The sequence below is a fragment of the Halomonas sp. genome (assembly GCF_034520545.1).
Lineage (GTDB): Bacteria > Pseudomonadota > Gammaproteobacteria > Pseudomonadales > Halomonadaceae > Halomonas.
Genome location: NZ_JAXHNN010000014.1, coordinates 40,414 through 62,435, shown reverse-complemented (window position 1 = coordinate 62,435; position 22,022 = coordinate 40,414). Strand labels below are relative to the sequence as shown.

Here is a 22,022-nt window from a genome sequence, read left to right as displayed (position 1 = left end):
GTGCACAATGGCCGTACAGGGGCAGCCGCCCCTTCGTATAACAAGGAGCAGCGCCGTGCGCGTGATTCGCAAGTATGCCAACCGCAGGCTCTATGATACCGAACAGAGCCGCTACGTGACCCTCGAGGATCTGCGTGGCCTGATCCTCGACGAGGTGCCCTTCCGCGTGGAGGATGCCAAGAGCGGCGAGGACCTGACTCGCACCATCCTGCTGTCGATCATCATCGAGCAGGAACAGGCTGACGGCGATGCACAGGTGTTCTCCAACGACTTGCTCGCCCAGTTCATCCGCGTCTATGACATGGCTCAGCCACTGCCTCTGTCTCGTTACCTGGAGCAGGGCACCAAGCTGATGTTAGAACAGCAGCAGAGAATGCAGGATCAGTGGCAGCAGGCCATACGGCACACGCCCATGGAGTTCATGCGCGAACTGGCCGAGGAGAACATGAAGTTCTGGCAGAAGACCATCAACCAGGCCGATTCTCCGGACGACGACAAGGGCAGCGGCAAGCCCTGAGCGGCGTGCCGGGCGAGTTTCTGACATAATGCCGCGACGTTTCTGGCACGGTTGTGAGGTAGTACAGCGGATGAAGGTCCTGATCATCGGCGGCGGTGGCCGCGAACATGCCCTGGCCTGGAAGGTCGCCCAGTCCCCCCAGGTGGAGACCGTTCTGGTGGCTCCCGGCAATGCCGGAACGTCCCGGGAGCCAGGCCTCGAGAATGTCGCTATCGGCGCTTCTGACCTGGCAGGCCTGGTGGCCTTCGCCCGGGAGCAGGATGTGGCACTGACCATCGTCGGCCCCGAGGCGCCGCTGGTCGAGGGTGTGGTCGACCGCTTCCGCGAGGCGGGCCTGGCGATCTTCGGGCCGAGCGCCGGCGCGGCCCAGCTCGAGGGCTCAAAGGCCTTCTCCAAGGATTTCCTGGCACGCCACGCCATCCCCACCGCCGACTACCGCACTTTTACCGCGGTACCGCCTGCCCTCGAGTATCTGGAGGAGAAGGGCGCACCCATCGTGATCAAGGCCGATGGACTGGCCGCCGGCAAGGGGGTCATCGTCGCCATGACCTTCGATGAGGCCGAGACAGCGGTCCGCGATATGCTCGAGGCCAATGCCTTCGGCGATGCCGGTGCCCGGGTGGTGATCGAGGAGTTTCTCGAGGGTGAGGAGGCGAGCTTCATCGTCATGGTAGACGGCGAGACGATCCTGCCCATGGCCACCAGCCAGGACCACAAGCGGGTCGGCGACGGCGATACTGGCCCCAATACCGGCGGCATGGGCGCCTACTCCCCGGCGCCGGTGGTCACCGACGAGGTCTTCGAGCGCATCATGGCGCGGGTCATCCGGCCCACCGTGCGTGGCATGGCCGAGGAGGGGCATGCCTACACCGGCTTCCTTTATGCCGGTCTGATGATCGACGCCGAGGGCAATCCCAGGGTGATCGAGTTCAACTGCCGCTTCGGCGACCCGGAGACCCAGCCGATCATGCTGCGCTTGGCGTCAGATTTCGCCGAGCTGTGCCTGGCCGGGGCCCGCGGTGAACTGGCCGGCCATGCCTGCGACTGGGACCCGCGGGCCGCGGTGGGCGTGGTGCTGGCCGCCGGCGGCTACCCGGGCAGCTACCGCAAGGGCGACGTTATCGAGGGGCTGGAGGCTGCCGAGGCCACCGGCTGCAAGGTCTTCCATGCCGGCACTGCCGAGGATGCCCAGGGCCGGGTGGTCACCGCCGGGGGGCGGGTGCTCTGCGTCACTGCCCTGGGCGACGGTGTCGGGTCGGCCCGGGACCTGGCCTACCGGGGCGTGGCCGAGATCGCCTGGCCCGATATGCTCTACCGACGCGATATCGCCCACCGAGCCATCGCCCGCGAGCGCGCTGATGCCTGACGGCACACGGTCGCGGCACAACAAGATCAGGAGCGAGGATGGAGCGTGTCAGACTGAGCTTTCCCGCGGATGATGTGGTGCACCGTCACCCGCTGACGGTGCGCATCACCGACATGAATTACGGCCGTCACCTGGGCCACGATTCGCTGGTGTCTCTGCTGCACGAGGCCCGCGTTGCCGCACTCGCCTCGCGGGACCTTCGCGAGTGGGACCTCGGTGGCTACCCCTGCGTGGCAGCGGATCTCGCCGTGCAATACCAGGCCGAGACGCGTTGGCCCGATGCCCTGGTGGTGGAAACGGCCATTCCCGAGCCGGGGCGCAAGGCCATCGGCGTCTACCATCGCATCCTGCGCGAGGCCGATGGTACGACGGTGGCCACGGCGCGAATCAACTTGATGCTGATCGACCCGCAAAGCGGCCGACCGGTAGCGGTCCCCGCCGGTGTGCGGGATGCCCTGGCAGGAGCGAACTGATGTCCCGGGAGTATCCGATCATCGCCCTGACCGGCTCCTCCGGCGCCGGTACCACCACGGTGAGGCGTACCTTCGAGCGAATGTTTGCCCGGGAGGCCGTGCACGCCGCCTTCGTCGACGGCGATGCCTTCCACCGCTACACCCGGCAGGAACTGGCGCGCATCTCCCTCGACGAGCCCGAGCGCAAGGATGAGCTCTCCCATTTCGCCGTGGAGGCCAACCTGCTCGACCGGCTCGAGGTGCTATTCCAGGAGTACGGTGAACACGGCAATGGTTCCTACCGCCACTATATCCATGCCGAAGACAAGCAGATGATCGAGGCCGGCTACCAGGTGGGCACCTTCACCGAGTGGCAGCCGCTGCCCTTTGGTACGGACTTGTTGTTCTACGAGGGGCTGCACGGAGGGCTGGTCACTGCCGAGCTCGATATCGCCCGCCATGTGGATCTGCTGGTGGGCGTGGCGCCGACCATGAATCTGGAATGGATCCAGAAGATCGATCGCGACATGCGTCACCGCGGCTACTCCCAGGAGGCGGTGATCGATACCATCCTGGGTCGCATGAATGACTACGTGCACTATATTCAGCCGCAGTTCTCGCGCACCCATATCAATTTCCAGCGGGTGCCCACGGTAGATACTTCCAATCCCTTCGAGGTGCAGGACATCCCTATCGATGCCGAGTCCTTCGTGGTGATCCGCTTTCGCGACCCGGCCACGGTGGACTTCCCCTACCTGCTGGCGATGATCCAGGATTCCTTCATGAGCCGGCCGCATACCCTGGTGGTGCCTGGGTCGCGGTTGTCGCTGGCCATGGAACTGATCCTGGGACCGCTGGTCCGCCACCTGCTTGCCCAGCGGCGCTTTCGCTGACCCGAGACTCGACCGAGAGGAATGATTCCCATGGATTGTCTGTTCTGCAAGATCATCGAGCGCGAGATTCCCGCCGACATCGTCTATGAGGACGAAGACGTGCTGGCCTTCAATGACATCAATCCCCAGGCGCCGACCCATATGCTGATCGTGCCCAAGCAGCATATCGCCACCCTCAACGACATCGAGGAGGGCGATCTGGCGCTGGTCGGCCGGCTGCAGTACACCGCGGCGAAGCTGGCGGCGGAGAAGGGCTTTGCCGAGGAGGGCTACCGGGTGGTAATGAACTGCAACGACCAGGGTGGCCAGACCGTCTTCCATATTCATATGCACCTGATGGGTGGTCGTCGCTTCACCTGGCCGGCTGGCTAGCGCGATCGGGCGTACAACGTATCAGGTGCATTCTCGAGAGGCATGCCATGACCCTTTCCCGCACCGACAACCTGATCCACCAGTTCGATACCGTGTTGAGGACCCTGGTGCCCCACGCGGCGGCTTCCTCGCGCCCCTCGCCGGCCACCGCGGATCTCCATGATGCGCCGATGAGCGATGAAGAGCGGCGACATGCTGCCGGACTGATGCGCATCAACCATACCGGAGAGGTCTGTGCCCAGGCTCTCTATCAGGGCCAGGGATTCACCGCCAATCTGCCGGAGGTGCGGGGCCAGATGGAGCAGGCCGCCCAGGAGGAGGTCGACCACCTGGCCTGGTGCGACGAGCGGCTGCAGGAATTGCATGACCGGCCCAGTTTGCTCAACCCGCTGTTCTATGCGGCCTCTTTCGGCCTTGGCGCCGCAGCCGGCGCCGTGGGTGACCGGATCAGTCTGGGCTTCGTGGCTGCTACCGAGGAGCAGGTCGGCCACCACCTGGAAGATCACCTGGTCAAGCTGCCGCCGGTTGATCAGCGCTCTCGGGCCGTGCTGCGCCAGATGGCCATCGACGAGGCCCACCATGCCCAGCTGGCGCTGGAGGCCGGTGGCGCCCGCTTCCCCGCCCCGGTCAAGCTGGGCATGAAGCTGATGTCGAAGGTGATGACCAAGAGCGTCTATCGACTCTAAGCGCCGAGTTGCAAGCGCCTAGCGCCAAGCTGCTCAGTAGCGCTAGGCGCTACTCCTCGACGATGGTGAAGGAGTGGGTCATCTCGACCCCACCCTTGACCAGCATGATGGAGGCGCTGCAGTACTTCTCGGCCGAGAGCTCCACGGCGCGCGCCACCTGCTTCTCCTTCAGGCCCTTGCCGCTCACGGTGAAGTGCACGTGGATCTTGGTAAAGACGCTGGGCACGCTGTCGGCGCGCTCGGCCTCGAGGCTGGCCACGCAATCGGTGACGTCGGCGCGGGCCTTCTCGAGGATGTTGAGGATGTCGAAGGAGGTGCAGCCGCCCACGCCCATCAGCAACAGCTCCATGGGGCGCGGGCCGGTGTTGCGGCCGCCATGGTCGGGCGGGCCGTCGATGACCACGCTGTGGCCGCTACCGCTCTCGGCGACGAATTGACGACCGTCAGTCCATTTCACGCTTGCTTTCATGATGCAGGCATCCTTACTCGGTTCTCAAGCAGCTTGCTCGGGTCTGATCCGTCGACAAGCCTGCGGGGAGGCGCTGTGAATACATCCTTGTACGCTACCGACGCCGTCCATGGCGTAGGACCTCCCCTGCGGCTTGTCCCCGGCGTCCCTCGCTCTGGAGGCTGCTACTAGGGTGATCAAGCGAAGGCAGCCAGCATAGCAGCTGCGGCTCCTATGCTCAGCCTCGCAGTCGCCGATCGAGCTCGGCCAGGCGTTGCGGTGTGCCTACGTCGACCCAGGCGCCGTGGTAATGGTGGCCGCCGACGCGTCCCTCTGCCATGGCGCGCCGGAGCAGCGGCGCCAGGGCGAAGGCGCCGGGCGCTTCATCGGCCAGTAGCGCCGGGTCCAGCAGGCTGATGCCGGCGTAGGTCAGGCGTGGCTCGCCCTCGGCGTGCACTCGGTCTTCGGCGTCCAGGTGGAAGTCGCCCTGGGGGTGGTGGTCGGGATTGTCCACCAGCACCAGCCGGGCCAGGTCGTCGCCCAGCGCGGGAAGCCCGGCGGGGTCCAGGTCACACCAGATGTCGCCGTTGACCAGGAGGAAGGGCCTCTCGCCGAGCAGCGGCAGCGCCTGGCGAATGCCGCCGCCGGTCTCCAGCGGCGTTGCCTCTCGGCTCCAGGCGATGTGCATCCCGAAGCCGCTGCCGTCACCCAGTGCCGCAAGGATCTGCTCCGCACGGTAGCTGACGTTGATCACCACCTCGGTGATGCCGCTCGCCCTCAGACGTTCGAGGTGGTGGACGATCAGCGGTTTGCCCCCCACCTCGAGCAGCGGCTTGGGGCAATGGTCGGTGAGGGGGCGCATGCGGGTGCCGAGTCCTGCGGCCAGGATCATCGCCTTCATATGCCGGCCTCCAGGCGCGCCGCTAGCGCCGGGCGGAAGGTGTCGGCGAGCCAGGTACGCATGTTGGCGTGGTCGGGCAGGTCGGCGAGACTGTCCTCCAGGTGGCCGAGGAAGTGCGGTAGCCGCTCGAGGTAGCCCTCGCGGGCGTCGCGCAGGGTCAGCCGGCAGAAGATGCCCAGTACCTTGAGCGAGCGCTGAGCGGCCATGGCCTGTGCCTGGCGATGGAAGGTCGCGGGATCAACATCGGCGAGGAGCCGGCCATCGGCGATGGCGCGCACCCGGAAGGTCTCCACCCAGGAGGCGAAGCGGGCCGGAGGGAAGCGGCAGTAGCGGCCGCACAGCAGAGAGATCAGATCATAGCTGAGCGGTCCCGCCACGGCGTCCTGGAAGTCGATCAGGTGGAGAGCGTCGCCGCACACCATCAGGTTCATGGCGTCGAAGTCGCGATGCACCGCGACCACTGGTTGATCCAGAGCCTCGGCGATCAGAGAGTCGCGCAGTGCTTCCCAGCCTGGCGGAGGCGCCATGCCCAGCCACTCCCCCAGGCACCAGTCGGGGAAGAGGTCGAGCTCGCGGCCGAGCAGGGCGGCGTCATAGGCGGCCAGCTCCTCGACGGGGGCGTGATTCTGTAGCGCGTGGATCAGCTCGAGGGCGCGTTCGTGCCAGGCCAGGGTGTCGGGGTTATCATCGCCCTGGAAGCACGCCTGAAGCGGGGTATCGCCCAGATCGTCGAGCTCGATGAAGCCCTCCGCCAGGTCCACGCCATGCAGGGCGGGCACCGGTAGGCCGACCGAGCGCCACTTTTCGGCGATGGCCACGAAGGGTCGGCTGTCCTCCCGGTCGGGTGGGGCATCCATCAGAATGCGAGTGGTGCCGTCGGGCAGCTGCAGGCGGAAGTAGCGTCGGAAGCTGGCGTCGCCGGCCGCGAGCCGCACCCTGATGGCGGACGGGGGGAGCGCGTGGCGGCGGGCGGCCCATTGGCGAAGGCGATCCTGTCGCTTGGGGGTGGTGGCCTCTGGCATCGTCGTCTGGCTCCTTGTGTGAGAAGCGGGGGCGGTTGACGGCCCCCTGGAGGCCCCGCATGCTGAGTTCCCGACAGTGTCGGCGATGGCAAGGGCTCATGCCGGCAGGACAGGCCGGATGCGGCCTGTATAATACCGATTCATCCCGCCAAGGACATCGTGGAGCATGGGCAAGCGATTCTCGTGGACATGGACGGCCCTGGCAGGCCTGGCCTGTACCGGCCTGGCAAGTGGGCCCCTGCTGGCGGCGCCGCCCGAACCGCTGCCGGCCGACCAGCTGGACTGGCAGCCCTGGGGTGATGCGCGCCCGGCCGGCGAGCTGTGTCGCGGTCGCTACGTGATGCCGGATTACCGGCTGCCGCCACCTCCCGGCGGGAAGGTCACCAGCGAGTCAGACCTCGCCGACTACGGGAGAGAGGGCGAGACGACCCTCGGGGGGGAGGTCCTTCTGCGCCGCGGCAATGCCCAGCTCGAGGCGCCGCGGGTGCGCGTCCCTGGCAGTCGCGAGATCGCCTATGCCGAAGGCCCTCTGACACTGCGCGACAGCGGCCTGCTGGTGCGCGGTGACGCCGCCGAACTCTCGCTGACCAGCGATGCCGCCAGCATCGACATGGCCCATTACGTGGTCCATGAACAGCGCCTGCGCGGCGATGCGGTGCGCCTGGCCCGCCTCGAGGATGGCCGCTATCGCCTCACCGAGGCGAGCTTCACCACGTGCGAGCCGGGCAGTGACTTCTGGCGTCTGGTGGGCAGTGACATCCTGCTCGACCGCGAGCGCGGTGTCGGAACCGCGACCCATGCCCGGCTGGAGGTGGGCAAGGTGCCGGTGCTGTATTGGCCCTGGGTGCGTTTCCCACTGGACGAACGCCGTCAGACGGGTTTCCTGTGGCCGACGATCGGCCTCTCCAGCGACTCGCTGGACTATTCCCAGCCCTTCTACTGGAATATCGCCCCGAACCACGACGCCACCCTCACGCCACGCTGGATCAGCGACCGCGGCCTGCTGCTGGGCGGTGAGTACCGCTACCTGTTCAAGCAGGATGCGGGGCAGATCGAGGGGGCCTATATCGTCGATGACCAGGCGGCGGGAGAGGAGGCCTCCAACACCTCCGCGCTGGAGAGCGGTGATGCCCGCTGGTACCTCGATTATCGTCATGCGGGCCGTTTCGACGCACGCACCCGCTACCGGCTGCGTTACGGGGCGGCAAGCGACGGGCGCTACTTCGACGACTTCGGGCGCGGCTTCGGCGAGGACAGCACCGCCAGCATGCCGCGCTTCGCCCAGCTCGACCATCGCGGCGACGTCTGGCAGCTGCAGGCAAGGGCCCAGGGCTACCAGAAGCTCGACGACCCGCTGCTCGAGCGCGACAAGCCCTTCTATCGGCTGCCCAGTCTGACCGCCAATGCCCGCTGGGCTCAGGAGAGCGGCTTCTACCAGCAGTGGCGCTCCAATGTCACTCACTTCTGGCGTGACGTGGACGAAACGAAGGTGCCCATTCGCGAGGCAGCCAACGGCACCCGGTTGCACCTCTCGCCGGTCACGGGCTGGCGCCTCGAGGAGAGTTGGGGGCACCTGGAGCCGCGTCTCGCGTGGCTCGCCACCGCCTACCAGCTCGACTACGGCGAGCGCGAGACCGAACGCGACGAGGGACTGACCCGCAGCGTGCCGGTCGCCACCCTCGACGGGGGCCTGGTCTTCGAACGGGAGCTGGAGCTCGGCGGCCGCGGCTATCGCCAGACCCTGGAGCCACGCATCAACTATTCCTATGTGCCGGCCCGGGATCAGACCGAGTTCCCGGACTTCGATACCGCGGAACAGGCCTTTTCCTGGAACCAGCTCTGGTCTCCCTACCGCTTCTCCGGGAGCGACCGCGTGGGTGACCTCAATCGCGTCTCGCTGGGCCTCGAGTCGCAGCTGCTGGCCGATGCGACCGGTCGCGAGCGGCTCTCGGTCGGAGTAGGGCAAGCCTACTACCTGGAAGATCGCGCCATCGATATGGATGGCGATCCCGACAAGTCCGAGCGCGATGATTACGCGAATTTCAAGAGCTACTATCGGGCGACGCGCGATCGCTCGCCGCTGGTCACCCGGGTCGATTGGCGGCTCACCGACCAATGGCGCTCGCGGTGGCAGTGGCTCTACGACGACCACCTCGAACAGACCGAGAGCACCTCGCTTGCCGTGCAGTATCGCGCCGATGCCGGCCACGTACTGAACTTCGGCTACCGCTGGCAACTCGAAGGCTTCGACCCCGCCCAGGAGGACGAGGACGCGGTCAATTACAACCTTGGAGAGTACGACGTCTCGTTCGCCTGGAAGGCCAGCCGCCGCCTGGATCTGATTGGCCGGCTGCTCTACGACAACACCAACGACCGTGCCCTGGAGCAGTTGGCAGGTGTTCAGTGGAATGACTGCTGCTATGGTCTGCAGCTGGTTTGGCGCGAGTGGATCGACGACAACGACACTGCGAACACCATCGAGGACGATCTCACCGATCGGGGGGTCTTCCTGCGCTTCGTGTTCAAGGGGCTAGGTGGTGTCGGCGGCGAGGCCGACGGCTACTTCGAGGAGGCGATCCCGGGGTATCGGGCCACTGCCCTCGGTCGGCTCTGAGACATTCGACAATGATGAGAGGAAAGAGAGACATGCGCAGTCGACATATCGCCACCCTGGCATTGGCCTTGTGCCTGGCCGCCCTGCCCTTGGCAGGGCAGGCTCAGGATGCCGGCCTCACGGATTCCCATACGCCGGGTCGCCAGATGCTGGATCGCATCGTGGCGGTGGTCAACGATGATGCCATCATGCACAGCGAGCTCGAAGAGCGCGTCGACCAGACGCGCAGTCAGATCGCTCGCCAACAGCAGGAAGCCCCCAGCGACAGGGTCCTGCGCGAGCAGGTACTGGACCGCATGATCGTCGAGGAGATTCAGTTGCAGCTGGCTCGTGACGCCAACCTGAGCATCGATGACACCGAACTCAACGGCCAGGTGCGAGCCATCGCCGAGAACAATGGCATGACGCTGGACCAGTTCGCCGACGCCCTCGAGGCCGATGGCCTCTCGCTCTCCGTGGTCCGTGACCAAGTCCGCCGTGAGTTGATGATGCGCCAGTTACAGCAGCGTCAGGTCGCCAGTCGTGTCAACATCTCCGAGCGAGAGGTGGATCGCTTCGTGGAACAGGAGGGTGCCAGCCGCGAGCAGGCGCGCCAGGCCCTGTTCCAGCGCAAGGTCAACGCCGAAATGGAGGAGTGGATCCAGGAGATCCGCAGCCGGGCATTCGTCGACAACCGTCTCGCGGAGGGCTGATGGCCTTGGACGACGCCCCGGTGCTGGCCTTGACCTGCGGCGAGCCTGCAGGCATCGGGCCGGAACTTGCGGTAATGCTGGCGGCCGATGTGTCGCCTCCTGCTCGAGTGGTGGCAGTGGGTGACCCGGCCCTGCTGGCCGAGCGCGCCGCCATGCTTGACCGCCAGTTGGATATTCGGGAGCTCGCGCCTGATGAGACTCCTCCGGCACCGCGCCGCGGGATGTTGCCGGTCTGGCCCGTGGCGCTGCGGGCCCCCTCGCATCCCGGTGTGCTCGACACCGCCAATGCCGACCATGTACTAGAGACCCTGGATGTGGCGATCGACGCCTGCCGGTCCGGCCGAGCCGCCGGCATGGTCACGGCCCCGCTGCACAAGGGCGTGATCCTCGATGCAGGCCATGCCGGCTTCACCGGCCACACCGAGTATCTTCGGGATGCCTGCGGAGTGGAGGAGGTGGTAATGATGCTCGCCACCGACAGCGCCCTGCATGCCCGCGAGGAGGGCTGGCAAGGGGAAGCAGCCCTGAGGGTGGCGTTGGCCACCACACACCTGCCGCTACGCGAGGTGGCGGACACCATCACCGCCCCCCGGCTCCAACTCCTGCTGCGCATCCTCCACGATGCCCTGCAGCGCCAGTTCGGCGTGATGGCACCGCGCATCGCCGTCTGCGGCCTCAATCCCCACGCCGGAGAAGGGGGCCACCTGGGCCGCGAGGAGCTGGATATCATCATTCCGGCCCTGGAGGAGCTGCGGGCCGAGGGGCTGGTTCTCGACGGCCCGCTGCCCGCCGATACCCTGTTCACCCCGCGCCACCTCGAGGGCGCCGATGCGGTGCTGGCCATGTATCATGACCAGGGGCTGCCGGTGCTGAAATATGCCGGCTTCGGACGCGCCGCCAATATCACCCTGGGGCTGCCGCTGGTGCGCACCTCGGTGGACCACGGCACCGCCCTCGACCTGGCCGGCACGGGGCGCGCCGACCTCGGCAGCCTGCGGGTCGCGGTGGCCCTGGCCGCCGAGATGGCCGAAGCGAGACCTACGCCAGGAAGGCGCAGCGTCATGAGTCGTCAGCGCCTCGAGGCCGCTCGAGATTGTCGCCGTCAACGCTCAACCTGAGCAAGGACGACCCTGAATGGCATCCCCCTCCCCGGTTCACCGGGCCCGAAAGCGCTTTGGCCAGAACTTCCTGCGCGACCCTGGCGTCATCTCGCGCATCGTGCGCGCCATCGGGCCCCGTGCCGGCGACCGGCTGGTGGAGATCGGCCCTGGCCAGGGGGCGCTGACCGAGCCGCTGCTCGAGGCGGCCGATGGCCATCTCGAGGTGATCGAACTCGACCGCGACCTGATTCCCGGTCTACGGGTGCAGTTCTTCGACAAGCCCGGTTTCGTCATTCACGAAGGCGACGCCCTCAAGGTGGACTTCCGGGCCCTGAAGGGCGCGGGCGCTGCGCTGCGGGTAGTGGGCAATTTGCCCTACAATATTTCCACGCCGTTGATTGTGCACCTCCTCGAGGCCGGGGACGCCGTGGCCGATATGCACTTCATGTTGCAGAAGGAAGTGGTCGAGCGCCTTGCCGCCGTCCCAGGTGGCCCCGACTGGGGGCGGCTCTCGGTGATGGCCCAGTACCACTGCCGGGTCGACGCACTGTTCACGGTGCCGCCGGAGGCTTTCGTGCCGCGCCCCAAGGTGGAGTCAGCCATCATCCGCTTAACCCCCCACCAGGCCTTGCCGCATCCGGCGAGTGACGAGGAGCTGCTCTTCTCTTTGGTGCGCGAGGCCTTCGGCCAGCGGCGAAAGACCCTGCGCAACAATCTCAAGGGCCGGATTGACGCCGCGACCCTCGAATCATTGGACATCGACCCGGGACGCCGTCCCCAGACACTCAACATCGAGGAGTTCGTGCGTATCGCCAACCACCTGGCCGCGGCCGAGCGAGGAGAGGCCTCATGACCCTGACCACCCCGGAAGCGCTCGACCATGCGATCCGCGTCGACGTGGCGCCGGATTTCCGCGTCGAAGAGTCTGCGCCTGACGAGCAGCGCTTCGTCTTCAGCTATACCGTCACGGTGCACAACACCTCCCGGCACAGCGTGCAATTGCTCGCTCGCTACTGGAGGATTACCCAGGGCAGCGGCAAGGTGCAGGAGGTGCGCGGCAAGGGCGTGGTGGGTCAGCAGCCGATGATCGGCCCCGGCCAGACCTTCCGCTACACCAGCCGGGCGATTCTCGACGGCCCGGTAGGGGTGATGGAGGGCGCCTATACCTGCGTCGATACCGCTAGCCAGCGGCCCTTCGAGGTGGCCGTCGCCCCTTTCCGGCTGGCCGGGCCCAACCAGGTACACTGACCCCACAGCATCGATCCTAGCTAATCGACCCTATCTCACCGACCCCGGGGAGCCATGATGACCACCTATGCCGTCGGCGATCTGCAGGGCTGCCACGACGAGTTCGTCGCCCTGCTTGAAAAACTCGACTTCGATCCGCGCAGCGACTACCTGTGGCTGGTTGGTGACCTGGTCAATCGTGGCCCCGGCTCGCTGGCCTGCCTGCGCGAGGTGATGGCGCTGGGCGAGTCTGCCTTCACCGTGCTCGGCAACCACGACCTGCATCTGCTGGCGGTGGCTCGTGGAGGGGGACGTGAGAACCGCAAGGACACGCTTGCGACGATCCTGGCCGCTCCGGACCGTGAGCGCCTGCTCGACTGGCTTCAGTCGCGTCCCCTGCTGGTGCGCCGGCGTTCGGGGCAGCAGGACGATACCGTCATGATCCACGCCGGCCTGTTGCCGCAGTGGTCGGTCGAGCAGGCTGCGGGGTTGGCCAACGAAGCCGAGTCGCGCCTCACCGGCGAGCATGCCGGCGCTTTCCTCGAGCAGATGTACGGCAACGCGCCGGCCTGCTGGCGCGACGACCTCGATGGCATCGACCGCTTGAGGATGATCATCAATGTCTTTACTCGCATGCGCTTCATCGATGCCGCCGGATGTCTCGACTTCGCCGCCAAGGAGGGGCTCGACAGCGCGCCGGGAGGCTTCGCCCCCTGGTTCCAGTTTTCCCGTGACGATGACCCCTGGCTGCTGTTCGGACACTGGGCCGCGCTGCAGGGTGAGACACCGGCGAGCCGGGTGCGTGCCGAGGCCCTGGATACCGGCTGTATCTGGGGCAGCCGCTTGACCGCTCTGAACCTCGATAGCGGTAAGCGCATCAGCGTCCCGAGCCATATGCGCTGAGTTTCTCCCTTCCACCGCGAGGCTGACATGACGACCTTCCAGCATCTCGATATCCCGACCCTGTCCGACTGGCTCGACGAGCGACGCGCACTGGCCCTGGTCGATATCCGCGATCCGCAGAGTTTCGCCCAGGGTCATATTCCCGGCAGCCGCCGCCTGGACAATGACACGGTGGGTGCCTTCATCGAGGAGGCGTCCCGCGAGGCGCCTCTGGTGGTTGTCTGCTACCACGGCAACTCCAGCCAGCAGGCGGCGGCCTGGCTGGCCGGCCAGGGTTTCGCCGAGGTCTATAGCCTCGATGGCGGTTTCACCGACTGGCAGCTTCGCCACCCCGATCGCGTGGAGTCCTGAACCATGACCGAGGCCGAGGACCCCTACCTGCAGGGGCTCGATGTCTACCGGGTCGGCGGCGCGGTGCGCGACGCCCGACTCGGCTGGCCGGTCAAGGACACCGACTGGGTGGTGGTGGGTGCTTCCCCGGAAGAGATGCGTCGGCGGGACTTCAAGCCGGTGGGTCGCGATTTCCCGGTCTTTCTGCACCCCGAGAGCCACGAAGAGTTTGCCCTGGCGCGCACCGAGCGCAAGTCAGGACATGGCTACACCGGCTTCGAGGTTCATGCCAGCCCCGAGGTGACCCTCGAGGAGGACTTGGCGCGCCGTGACCTGACCATCAATGCCATGGCCGAGACCCCGCAGGGCACTCTGGTGGACCCCCATGGCGGCTTGGCTGACCTCGAGACACGCCAGCTCCGTCATGTCTCGCCGGCCTTCGTCGAGGATCCGCTCAGGGTGTTGCGCACCGCACGCTTCCTGGCGCGCTACGCCGGCCTCGGCTTTATCATCGCCGATGAAACCCGCCGGCTGATGCGGGAGTTGTCGGAGAGTGGCGAGTTGGCTCACCTGGTGGCCGAGCGCGTCTGGACCGAGACCGAAAAGGCGCTTGGTGAGCCCTGGCCGGAGGTCTACTTCCAGGTGCTGGACGACTGCGGCGCCCTGGAGGTGCTGATGCCGGAGCTGGCGGCGGATCCGGCGGCCTTCGACGAGGCGCTGGGGCGTCTGCATCGGTTACCGGAAGACATCGAGGCCGAGTCACAGGCCCGCTGGCGATGGGCGCGGCTGGTGGAGCATATGGATGACGAAGACCGCGAGGTCCTGGCCGAGCGGCTGCGTCTGCCCCGGGCCCATCGCGAGTTGTCCACCCAGGCGGCACGAACCCGCACGCTGCTGAAGCGGGTAGCACGGTACGGTCTGGACGGGGCGCGGGTCATGGCCTGGCTCGACGGCGTCGACGCCTGGCGCCGCAGCGATCGGGTGGCACCGCTGATCAGCCTGGTGAGCCTTGAGGCCCCGGAATTGGCCGAGGACCTGGCTCTGGCCTGGCGCCTGGCCCAGCAGGTTCTGCCCAAGGCGCTGGTAGCCGAGGGCTACCGTGGACGCGAACTGGGCGATGAGCTGGCCCGGCGACGTTGGGAAGCCATAGACGGCGCGCTCGCCAGCCCCGGGACGAAGTCCTGAGGCTCAGTCCTTCGCGGAAATGCACCGCTCCTGCCAGACGAAGTCCACTGGCCAGAGGCGCTGCTGGCCGGCCTCGAATTCGCGCCAGTGGGCGTGATAGGTCTTGCCGGTGAGGGGGTGGCGGGCGTCGGGGAGCAGCTCGGCCAGCGGCTTCAGCACGAAGGCATGCTTCAGGATCTCGTCGCGGGGCAGTTCGACCTCATCGTACGTGCCGGTCAGGTCGCCCACGGTGAGCAGGTCGATGTCCAGTGTCCGGGGGCTGAACTTGGGTACCCCCTTGCGGCGGCCGTTGGCGAACTCCAGCCGTTTGCACCAGGCTTGCAGCTCGCCCACCGGCCAGTCGCTGTCGAAGGCCACCACCAGATTGTAGAAGTTGCGACCATCCTCGAAGCCCACCGGCTCGCTCTCGAAGACTCGCGAGATGGCGAGCGACCCGAAAGTCGTGGCTAGGGCATCCAGGCAGGCCCGGACATGGCGGTCTCGCTCGATGTTGCTACCGATGCTGACAGTAATCCGGGCCATCAGGTGCCCCCCGTCCGTTGGCCGCGTTCGATACAGACGCCCACCGCGGCGGCTGCAGGCACGGCGCCGGGCTTGCGCACGGTGAGGCGTAGCCAGGGGATAGCGAATTCGTCGCGCAGGGTCTCGGCCAGGCGCTCGGCGAAGGTTTCCACCAGGGCGAACTCATGCTCGTTTGCGAAGGCGTTAACGCGCTCGCTGATGGCGGCGTAGTTCAACGTCAGGCCGATGTCGTCATCGGCCGCTGCGGGGCGGATATCGGTGCCCAGCGCCAGGTCAAGCCGCAGCGTCTGGGTGATGGTGCGCTCCCAGTCATAGACGCCGATCACGGTGTCCACCTCGAGCGCTTCGATCAGCACTAGATCCATCGGGGCTCCACGGGCCATTGGAGGTTGCGGACCGAGTGATACAAAGGGTCCGCCTGCAGGCGGAAGATTGTACGCCAGCCGGGCCGCGGGCGACACCGGAGGACGACCCCCGGCCTGTCAAGCCCCGCCCATGGCTGGCAGAATCACGGTTTGACCCCACAGGAGGCCGCCCGTGGAGGCGCCACTCGACCTCATCCTCCCGCTGATGGCGTTAGGCTATCTCAGCGGTACCTGGCTCGGCGCGCTGACGATGTGCCGCCTGGCCGGCGTGGGGGATCCGCGGCTGGCCGGCTCCTGTAATCCGGGGTTCTCCAATGTCCTGCGTCTGCACGGCCGTCGCCTGGCTCTGGCTACCCTGGTGGTGGACGTGGTCAAGGGCATGCCGGTGCTGTGGCTGGCCATGCGGTTCGGCCTCCCGCCCTGGGGGTTGGGGCTGGTGGGTCTAGGTGTGCTGCTGGGTCACAGCTACCCGGCCTGGCATCACTTCCGGGGCGGCAAGGGCGTTGCCAGTGCCTTCGGCGTGATGCTGGTGCTCACGCCCTGGGTGGCGCTTTGCTGCGCTGCATTCTGGATGCTGCTGGTATGGCGGGTGCGCACCGCCTCGGTGGCGTCGTTGGCCAGTGCCACCATGGCACCACTGGCTAGCCTGTGGCTGGCGCCGGATTTCGCCGGCGTGGTGATCGTCTTCACCCTGCTGGTGCTGGCGCGCCACGTACTCAATATCCGGCGAATGGGGCGCGGCGACGAGCCGCCCCTTTAAGCTGAAAGCTTGAAGAGCGTCGCTTCGCTCCTGGAAGCCGGAAGAAAACCCTTGGCCCCAGGGGAAACGGGATCATGCTGCCTTCCAGCTTACGGCTCGCCTAGGGTATCCATCGGCCAGCGTGGCACTGCCTTCATGATGCCTGGCTCGTCGTGTTCGCCGGCCATCAGGCGTTGAGCACCGACGTAGGCAATCATGGCACCGTTATCGGTGCAGAAGCGCCCGCGAGGGTAGTAGGCCCGGGCATTGCGCTTGGCGCACTCGACCTCCAGCCGTTCGCGCAGTCGTACGTTGGCGCTCACGCCGCCGGCCACCACCAGGCGCTTGAGGCCGGTTGCATCCAGCGCGCGGCGGCACTTGATCACCAGGGTATCGACCACCGCCTCCTCGAAGGCGCGGGCCACGTCGGCACGGGCCTGGTCGTCGAGTTCGTCGACCTGCTCGAGCTTGCGGATGGCGGTAAGGGTGTGGGTCTTGAGCCCCGAGAAACTGAAATCGAGCCCCGGGCGGTCGGTCATCGGCCGCGGGAAGCGCAGGCGGCCGGGGTCGCCGCCCTCGGCAAGCTTCGCCACCTGGGGTCCACCGGGATAGTCGAGCCCCAGCATCTTGGCCGCCTTGTCGAAGGCTTCGCCGGCGGCATCGTCCACGGACTCGCCGAGCAGACGATACTGGCCCAGGCCACGCACCTCGACCAGTTGGGTATGGCCGCCGGAGACCAGCAAGGCGACGAAGGGGAAGCCGGGAGGCTCGTCCTCCAGCATGGGGGCCAGCAGGTGGCCCTCCATGTGATGGACGCCGAGTACCGGGATCTCCAGTGCCCGTGCCATGCCGTGGGCGGTGCTGGCCCCGACCATTAGCGCGCCGACCAGTCCCGGGCCAGCGGTGTAGGTGATGGCATCAATATCGGTGCGTGTCAGGCCGGCTTCGTCGAGCACTTGCTGGATCAGCGGCAGCAGGCGGCGCGTGTGGTCCCGAGAGGCGAGCTCCGGGACCACGCCGCCATACTCGGCATGCATGGCGATCTGGCTGTAGAGTGCGTCGGCCACGAGGCCGCGCTCGGTGTCGAAAAGGGCGACGCCGGTCTCGTCGCAGGAGGTCTCGATGCCCAGTACGCGCATGATGATGGCTCGATGGTACGTGGAAGGCGGCATTCTACGCGTTTTGCCAGGCCCGCGCAGTGTGGACGCAGTGCGGAAACGATTTGCACGCGTTCGATGTGGGGTCTAGAATATTGTCCGCTGCAAGACTGGGTCGTGCACCCAGGAGTGGCTCTTCGCTTTTCTCGCATCGTTCCGGTTCGCCTGGCGATTCCGGCCATAGTTGCGTGAAGGCGAATAGTACTCGCAAGGTGTGCGTACAAACCGAACTCAAGTTATTCAAGGTAGGTGAGTGCTTAATGCCTTCTGTCAAAGTACGTGATAACGAGCCGTTTGACGTCGCGCTGCGTCGCTTCAAGCGTTCCTGTGAAAAAGCCGGTGTTCTCTCGGAAGTGCGTCGTCGCGAGCAGTACGAGAAGCCGACCGCAGAGCGCAAGCGCAAGGCGGCCGCTGCCGTCAAGCGTCATGCCAAGAAGCTTCAGCGTGAGCGCAAGCGTTTCGAACGGCTCTATTGATCCGTACTGGAGTCGGTAGGGGCATACAGTCCATGCCGCCTCAAGAGGGACGCCAAGCGGCCGCCTAACGGTGGCCGCTTGTTTTTGGTCTCTTCCCATTTATCGCAGGGTGTCCGAATGTCCGGTCAGATTCCTCAGCGCTTTATCGATGACCTTCTGGCCCGTGTCGACGTGGTCGAGGTGGTCGGCGAGCGCGTGAAGCTGAAGAAGGCCGGCCGCAACCATTCTGGACTCTGCCCCTTCCACCAGGAAAAGTCGCCGTCATTTACCGTTAGCGCCGACAAGCAGTTCTATCACTGCTTCGGCTGCGGCGCCCACGGCAATGCCCTGCGCTTTCTGATGGAGTACGAGAATCTGCGTTTTCCCGAGGCGGTGGAACAGCTAGCCGCACGGCTCGGCATGGAGGTACCGCGTGAAGGGGCCGATGACCCTCGTGCGCAGGCTCGCGAGCGCAAGCGCAAGGAAGGTGTCAACCTGCTGGAGCTCTCCGCCAGCTACTACCGCGAGCGTCTGAAGATGCCCGAAGGGGAGGCCGCCCGCCGGTACCTTGACGAGCGGGGACTGTCATCGGAGGTGCAGCAGGACTTTGCCATCGGCTATGCCCCGGACGGCTGGGACGCTCTCAAGCGTCACCTCTCGGAGCGCGGCGTCGCCGAGGCGGTGCAGATCGAGTATGGCCTGCTGGTGCATCGCGAGGACAGCGGGCGGACATATGACCGCTTCCGTGACCGGGTGATGTTTCCGATCCGCGATATCCGCGGGCGCACCATCGCCTTCGGCGGGCGGGTGCTGGGCGACGCCAAGCCCAAGTACCTCAACTCGCCCGAAACCCCGGTGTTCCACAAGGGGCGCGAGCTCTACGGTCTCTTCGAGGCGCGCCAGGCCAACTCGCGGCTCGAGCGGCTGGTGATCGTCGAGGGCTACATGGACGTGGTGGCGCTGGCCCAGTTCGGCATCCGCAATGCCGTGGCCACCCTCGGCACCTCCACCAGCGAGGAGCACCTGGGACGGCTGTTCCGGATGGTCGGCGAGGTGGTGTTCTGCTTCGACGGCGACCGTGCCGGCCGTCAGGCCGCGGCCCGGGCGCTGCAGACGGTATTGCCGCAGATGATCGACGGGCGCCAGGCGCGCTTCATGTTCCTGCCCGAAGGGGAGGATCCCGATACCCTGGTGCGTCGGGAGGGGGCGGAGGCCTTCGAGGATCGCATCACCTGCGCCAGTCCCCTGTCGGAATTCCTCTTCGATCATGCCGCCGAGGGGCGTGATCTGGCGTCGATCGAAGCCCGCGAGCGCTTCGCCAGCCAAGTGCTGTCGGCGATCGGCAAATTGCCGGAAGGCGTGCTCAAGTCGCTGCTGCTGACGGAACTCTCGCGGCGTACCGGCGTCGACCAGTCGCGCTTCGAGATGCTGGTCGCATCCCGTGAAGTGCCGGAGGCCGAGCCGTCACTCGCGGAAGATGAGCCGCTCGGAGATGGCAAGGGGCCTCAATCCCTGCCGGAGCAAGGTGGCTACCCGTCAGGCGGGGCACTGAGCCTGATGGGGCGTGTGCTGCAGTTGCTTGTCCATGAGCCGCGGCTGGTGGAGCGCCTGCCCGAGGAAAGCGACTGGTATCCTGCGGAGGACCCGGAGGCCGGGCTTTGCCATGAGGTGGAGCGGCTGTTGCGGGCGGGACGCTACCGTAGTGCCCAGGTGCTGCTGGCCCACTTCCACGGCACCCCGGAGGGCGAGCGTCTGGCTGAGCTGGCGCGCCGTGAGCTGTTGCTTTCGCCGGGCGCGCGGGCCGCTGAGCTGGACGGACTGGTGGAGCACTTCCGGCGACACCGTCTCAGGCCGTCGCATCAGGAGGAAGTCGACGCCCTGCTGTCAAAGCAGCAGCGGGGAGAGCGGCTTTCGCAGGAAGAGCGTCAGCGCCTGATGGGTCTGCTCACCGAGCTAAAGGGGTGATGCAGGAGTGATAAAGGCGCTTTCCTGCCTCGGGAAATTGGCGGCAGGGTTGAATTCTCTCCTACTATCACCACATAAGATCAAATGCCCATGAACGGCACAACCTGACAACCTAACACACCTGAATGACCGCGCAAATACACCGAACTGGCAGAAAGGTGGTTTCACCCGCTATACTGTTCGGCTTATCGAGTTTTTACCGCCTCAGTGCTTCAGGTGCTTCATTCTTCTTCGTCGAGATAGGGTTTCTATGGCTGGAAATGCGCAGCAGCAGTCACGTCTGAAGGAGTTGATCGCGCGCGGCAAGGAACAGGGCTTCCTGACCTATGCCGAGGTCAACGACCACCTTCCCGAGGATATCGCCGACCCGGATCAAGTGGAAGACATCATCGGCATGATCAACGACATGGGTATCAGTGTCGTTGAGGAAGCTCCCGATGAAGACACTCTGATGATGTCGGATCACTCCACGGACGAGTCGGCCGCTGAAGAAGCCGTCGCCGCGCTCGCCGCCGTGGAGAGCGACGTTGGCCGCACCACGGATCCCGTGCGCATGTACATGCGCGAGATGGGAACGGTAGAGCTGCTGACCCGCGAAGGCGAGATCGAGATCGCCAAGCGGATCGAGGAGGGCACTCGCGAGGTGATGTCGGCGCTGGCCTACCTGCCCGGTGCCGTGGATTCCATTCTCGAGGCCTACGATGCCACCCAGGACGAGGAGGCCCCCGGGCGTCTCTCCGATCTCTTCTCCGGCTTCATCGATCCCGACGAGGGCATTCCCGGCGTGGCCGAGGCGGAGGTTCCCGAAGAGGAGCCTCGCGACGAGGCCGAAGGCGATGCCGACGACGAGGATGACGAGGCCGAGGAGGAGACCACCGGCGGCCCCGATCCCGAGGAGGCTCGAGCGCGCTTCGAGCAGATCCGCGAGCAGAACGCCGCGGCGCAGGCCGCCATCGAGGCCCAGGGGCGTGGTTCCAAGGAGGCCCAGGAAGAGCTAGCGCGTCTCGCCCAGCTGTTCTCTCCGATCAAGCTGGTGCCCAAGCATTTCGAGCGGTTGGTGGGGCAGGTACGCATCAGCGTCGAGCAGGTGCGGACCCAGGAAAAAGCGATCCTGCAGCTGTGCGTGAAGAAGGCAAAGGTGCCGCGCAAGACCTTCATCAAGGCCTTCCCGGGCAGTGAGTCGAATCCCGAGTGGCTCGACGAGTTCAGCGCCGCCAGCCCGAGATATGCGGCGCGCTTGGCACCGCTGCGAGGCGACATCCAGCGGGCCCAGCGCAAGATCGCCTTCGAAGAGGAGATGATCCAGCTGCCGGTGACCGAGATCAAGGAGGTCAACCGTCGGCTCTCCATCGGTGAGGCCAAGGCGCGGCGGGCCAAAAAGGAGATGGTCGAGGCCAACCTGCGCCTGGTGATCTCCATCGCCAAGAAGTACACCAACCGCGGCCTGCAGTTCCTGGACCTGATCCAGGAGGGCAATATCGGCCTGATGAAGGCGGTGGACAAGTTCGAGTATCGCCGCGGCTACAAGTTTTCCACCTACGCTACCTGGTGGATTCGTCAGGCGATCACGCGTTCGATTGCCGATCAGGCGCGCACCATCCGCATTCCGGTGCACATGATCGAGACCATCAACAAGCTCAATCGCGTCTCGCGCCAGATGTTGCAGGAGATGGGGCGTGAACCGACCCCGGAAGAGCTTGGTGAGCGTCTGGAGATGCCCGAGGACAAGGTGCGCAAGGTGCTCAAGATCGCCAAGGAGCCGATCTCCATGGAGACGCCCATCGGTGACGACGACGACTCGCATCTGGGCGACTTCATCGAGGACGGTACCATCCTGTTGCCCATCGACTCGGCGACCGGCGAGGGGCTGATCGAGGCCACACGCAACGTGCTAGGCGGTCTTACCGCTCGCGAGGCGAAGGTGTTGCGTATGCGTTTCGGCATCGACATGAACACCGACCACACCCTCGAGGAGGTCGGCAAGCAGTTCGACGTCACCCGCGAGCGGATTCGCCAGATCGAGGCCAAGGCGCTGCGCAAGCTGCGTCACCCCAGCCGCTCCGAGCCGCTGCGCTCCTTCCTCGACGAGTAGCGGCGACAAAGCACAGGGC

The 22,022-nt window shown here is 66.0% G+C and carries 24 protein-coding genes; 18 read left to right on the top strand and 6 right to left on the bottom strand.

Annotated elements, in window-relative coordinates:
- The first annotated feature begins 55 nt into the window (after positions 1–55).
- The 6 genes from phaR (at position 56) to coq7 (ending at position 4,286) form a co-directional block, all read left to right on the top strand.
- Complete coding sequence (gene phaR, locus U5L98_RS15400) at positions 56–517, top strand: polyhydroxyalkanoate synthesis repressor PhaR (protein ID WP_322559188.1); 462 nt, start codon at positions 56–58, stop codon at positions 515–517.
- A 70-nt stretch (positions 518–587) separates the two neighbouring features.
- Positions 588–1,883, top strand: coding sequence for a phosphoribosylamine--glycine ligase (gene purD / locus U5L98_RS15395; RefSeq protein WP_322559187.1), 1,296 nt, complete (start codon positions 588–590; stop codon positions 1,881–1,883).
- 38 nt (positions 1,884–1,921) lie between these two features.
- Positions 1,922–2,356 (top strand): thioesterase family protein, encoded by a 435-nt coding sequence (locus U5L98_RS15390; RefSeq protein ID WP_322559186.1) that lies wholly within the window; start codon positions 1,922–1,924, stop codon positions 2,354–2,356.
- Positions 2,356–3,228 (top strand): phosphoribulokinase, encoded by an 873-nt coding sequence (locus tag U5L98_RS15385; RefSeq protein ID WP_151443188.1) that lies wholly within the window; start codon positions 2,356–2,358, stop codon positions 3,226–3,228. The genes U5L98_RS15390 and U5L98_RS15385 overlap by 1 nt, the downstream gene beginning before the upstream one ends.
- A gap of 30 nt (positions 3,229–3,258) precedes the next feature.
- Positions 3,259–3,600: a histidine triad nucleotide-binding protein gene (locus U5L98_RS15380; RefSeq protein WP_322559185.1), complete on the top strand. Its 342-nt coding sequence runs from the start codon at positions 3,259–3,261 to the stop codon at positions 3,598–3,600.
- Between the two features lie 47 nt (positions 3,601–3,647).
- Positions 3,648–4,286 carry a 2-polyprenyl-3-methyl-6-methoxy-1,4-benzoquinone monooxygenase gene (gene coq7 / locus U5L98_RS15375; RefSeq protein ID WP_322559184.1) on the top strand — a complete coding sequence of 213 codons (639 nt, stop codon included), beginning with the start codon at positions 3,648–3,650 and terminating at the stop codon, positions 4,284–4,286.
- Positions 4,287–4,335: 49 nt separating this feature from the next.
- Here coq7 and U5L98_RS15370 read toward each other — a convergent pair whose 3' ends face one another.
- The 3 genes from U5L98_RS15370 to U5L98_RS15360 all read right to left on the bottom strand — a co-directional run bounded on the left by U5L98_RS15370 (position 4,336) and on the right by U5L98_RS15360 (position 6,657).
- Positions 4,336–4,755, bottom strand: coding sequence for an OsmC family protein (locus U5L98_RS15370; protein ID WP_322559183.1), 420 nt, complete (start codon positions 4,753–4,755; stop codon positions 4,336–4,338).
- Positions 4,756–4,972: 217 nt separating this feature from the next.
- A complete protein-coding gene (gene murU, locus U5L98_RS15365; RefSeq protein ID WP_322559182.1) occupies positions 4,973–5,635 on the bottom strand; it encodes an N-acetylmuramate alpha-1-phosphate uridylyltransferase MurU in 663 nt (220 codons plus the stop codon).
- Positions 5,632–6,657: an aminoglycoside phosphotransferase family protein gene (locus U5L98_RS15360; protein WP_322559181.1), complete on the bottom strand. Its 1,026-nt coding sequence runs from the start codon at positions 6,655–6,657 to the stop codon at positions 5,632–5,634. Before U5L98_RS15360 ends, murU begins: the two co-directional genes overlap by 4 nt.
- Positions 6,658–6,823: 166 nt before the next feature.
- Between U5L98_RS15360 and U5L98_RS15355 the strand changes: the two genes are divergently transcribed.
- The 8 genes from U5L98_RS15355 to U5L98_RS15320 are packed head-to-tail and all read left to right on the top strand — an operon-like array spanning position 6,824 to position 14,708.
- The gene (locus tag U5L98_RS15355) at positions 6,824–9,271 is read left to right on the top strand and encodes an LPS-assembly protein LptD (RefSeq protein ID WP_322559180.1); all 2,448 of its coding nucleotides are present in this window, start codon (positions 6,824–6,826) and stop codon (positions 9,269–9,271) included.
- A 32-nt stretch (positions 9,272–9,303) separates the two neighbouring features.
- Complete coding sequence (locus U5L98_RS15350; RefSeq protein WP_322559179.1) at positions 9,304–9,963, top strand: SurA N-terminal domain-containing protein; 660 nt, start codon at positions 9,304–9,306, stop codon at positions 9,961–9,963.
- Complete coding sequence (gene pdxA / locus U5L98_RS15345; protein ID WP_322559178.1) at positions 9,963–11,081, top strand: 4-hydroxythreonine-4-phosphate dehydrogenase PdxA; 1,119 nt, start codon at positions 9,963–9,965, stop codon at positions 11,079–11,081. Before U5L98_RS15350 ends, pdxA begins: the two co-directional genes overlap by 1 nt.
- Before the next feature lie 16 nt (positions 11,082–11,097).
- Positions 11,098–11,916, top strand: a complete 819-nt coding sequence (gene rsmA, locus U5L98_RS15340) for a 16S rRNA (adenine(1518)-N(6)/adenine(1519)-N(6))-dimethyltransferase RsmA (RefSeq protein WP_322559177.1) — start codon at positions 11,098–11,100, stop codon at positions 11,914–11,916.
- Positions 11,913–12,311, top strand: coding sequence for a Co2+/Mg2+ efflux protein ApaG (gene apaG / locus U5L98_RS15335; RefSeq protein WP_322559176.1), 399 nt, complete (start codon positions 11,913–11,915; stop codon positions 12,309–12,311). Before rsmA ends, apaG begins: the two co-directional genes overlap by 4 nt.
- 57 nt (positions 12,312–12,368) lie before the next feature.
- Positions 12,369–13,193, top strand: coding sequence for a symmetrical bis(5'-nucleosyl)-tetraphosphatase (locus U5L98_RS15330; protein WP_322559175.1), 825 nt, complete (start codon positions 12,369–12,371; stop codon positions 13,191–13,193).
- A gap of 27 nt (positions 13,194–13,220) precedes the next feature.
- Positions 13,221–13,544, top strand: a complete 324-nt coding sequence (gene glpE, locus U5L98_RS15325; protein WP_322559174.1) for a thiosulfate sulfurtransferase GlpE — start codon at positions 13,221–13,223, stop codon at positions 13,542–13,544.
- Positions 13,545–13,547: 3 nt separating this feature from the next.
- On the top strand, positions 13,548–14,708 hold the full coding sequence (locus U5L98_RS15320) for a polynucleotide adenylyltransferase (RefSeq protein WP_322559173.1): 1,161 nt from the start codon (positions 13,548–13,550) through the stop codon (positions 14,706–14,708).
- A 3-nt stretch (positions 14,709–14,711) separates the two neighbouring features.
- Here U5L98_RS15320 and folK read toward each other — a convergent pair whose 3' ends face one another.
- Both folK and folB read right to left on the bottom strand, forming a co-directional pair.
- Entirely contained in the window at positions 14,712–15,230 is a 519-nt protein-coding gene (gene folK / locus U5L98_RS15315) for a 2-amino-4-hydroxy-6-hydroxymethyldihydropteridine diphosphokinase (protein ID WP_322559172.1), read from the bottom strand.
- Positions 15,230–15,595 carry a dihydroneopterin aldolase gene (folB, locus tag U5L98_RS15310; RefSeq protein WP_322559171.1) on the bottom strand — a complete coding sequence of 122 codons (366 nt, stop codon included), beginning with the start codon at positions 15,593–15,595 and terminating at the stop codon, positions 15,230–15,232. The genes folK and folB overlap by 1 nt, the downstream gene beginning before the upstream one ends.
- 172 nt (positions 15,596–15,767) lie before the next feature.
- Between folB and plsY the strand changes: the two genes are divergently transcribed.
- Positions 15,768–16,355, top strand: coding sequence for a glycerol-3-phosphate 1-O-acyltransferase PlsY (gene plsY, locus U5L98_RS15305; RefSeq protein ID WP_322559170.1), 588 nt, complete (start codon positions 15,768–15,770; stop codon positions 16,353–16,355).
- A gap of 89 nt (positions 16,356–16,444) precedes the next feature.
- On the opposite strand, the gene tsaD is transcribed toward plsY, so the two are convergent.
- A complete protein-coding gene (gene tsaD, locus U5L98_RS15300; protein ID WP_322559169.1) occupies positions 16,445–17,473 on the bottom strand; it encodes a tRNA (adenosine(37)-N6)-threonylcarbamoyltransferase complex transferase subunit TsaD in 1,029 nt (342 codons plus the stop codon).
- Between the two features lie 278 nt (positions 17,474–17,751).
- On the opposite strand from tsaD, the gene rpsU reads away from it, so the two are divergent.
- From rpsU to rpoD, 3 genes are all read left to right on the top strand, one after another.
- Positions 17,752–17,967: a 30S ribosomal protein S21 gene (gene rpsU, locus U5L98_RS15295; protein WP_013333229.1), complete on the top strand. Its 216-nt coding sequence runs from the start codon at positions 17,752–17,754 to the stop codon at positions 17,965–17,967.
- Between the two features lie 117 nt (positions 17,968–18,084).
- Entirely contained in the window at positions 18,085–19,911 is a 1,827-nt protein-coding gene (gene dnaG, locus U5L98_RS15290) for a DNA primase (RefSeq protein ID WP_322559168.1), read from the top strand.
- A gap of 250 nt (positions 19,912–20,161) precedes the next feature.
- Positions 20,162–22,003 carry an RNA polymerase sigma factor RpoD gene (rpoD, locus tag U5L98_RS15285; protein WP_322559167.1) on the top strand — a complete coding sequence of 614 codons (1,842 nt, stop codon included), beginning with the start codon at positions 20,162–20,164 and terminating at the stop codon, positions 22,001–22,003.
- Positions 22,004–22,022: the final 19 nt, after the last annotated feature.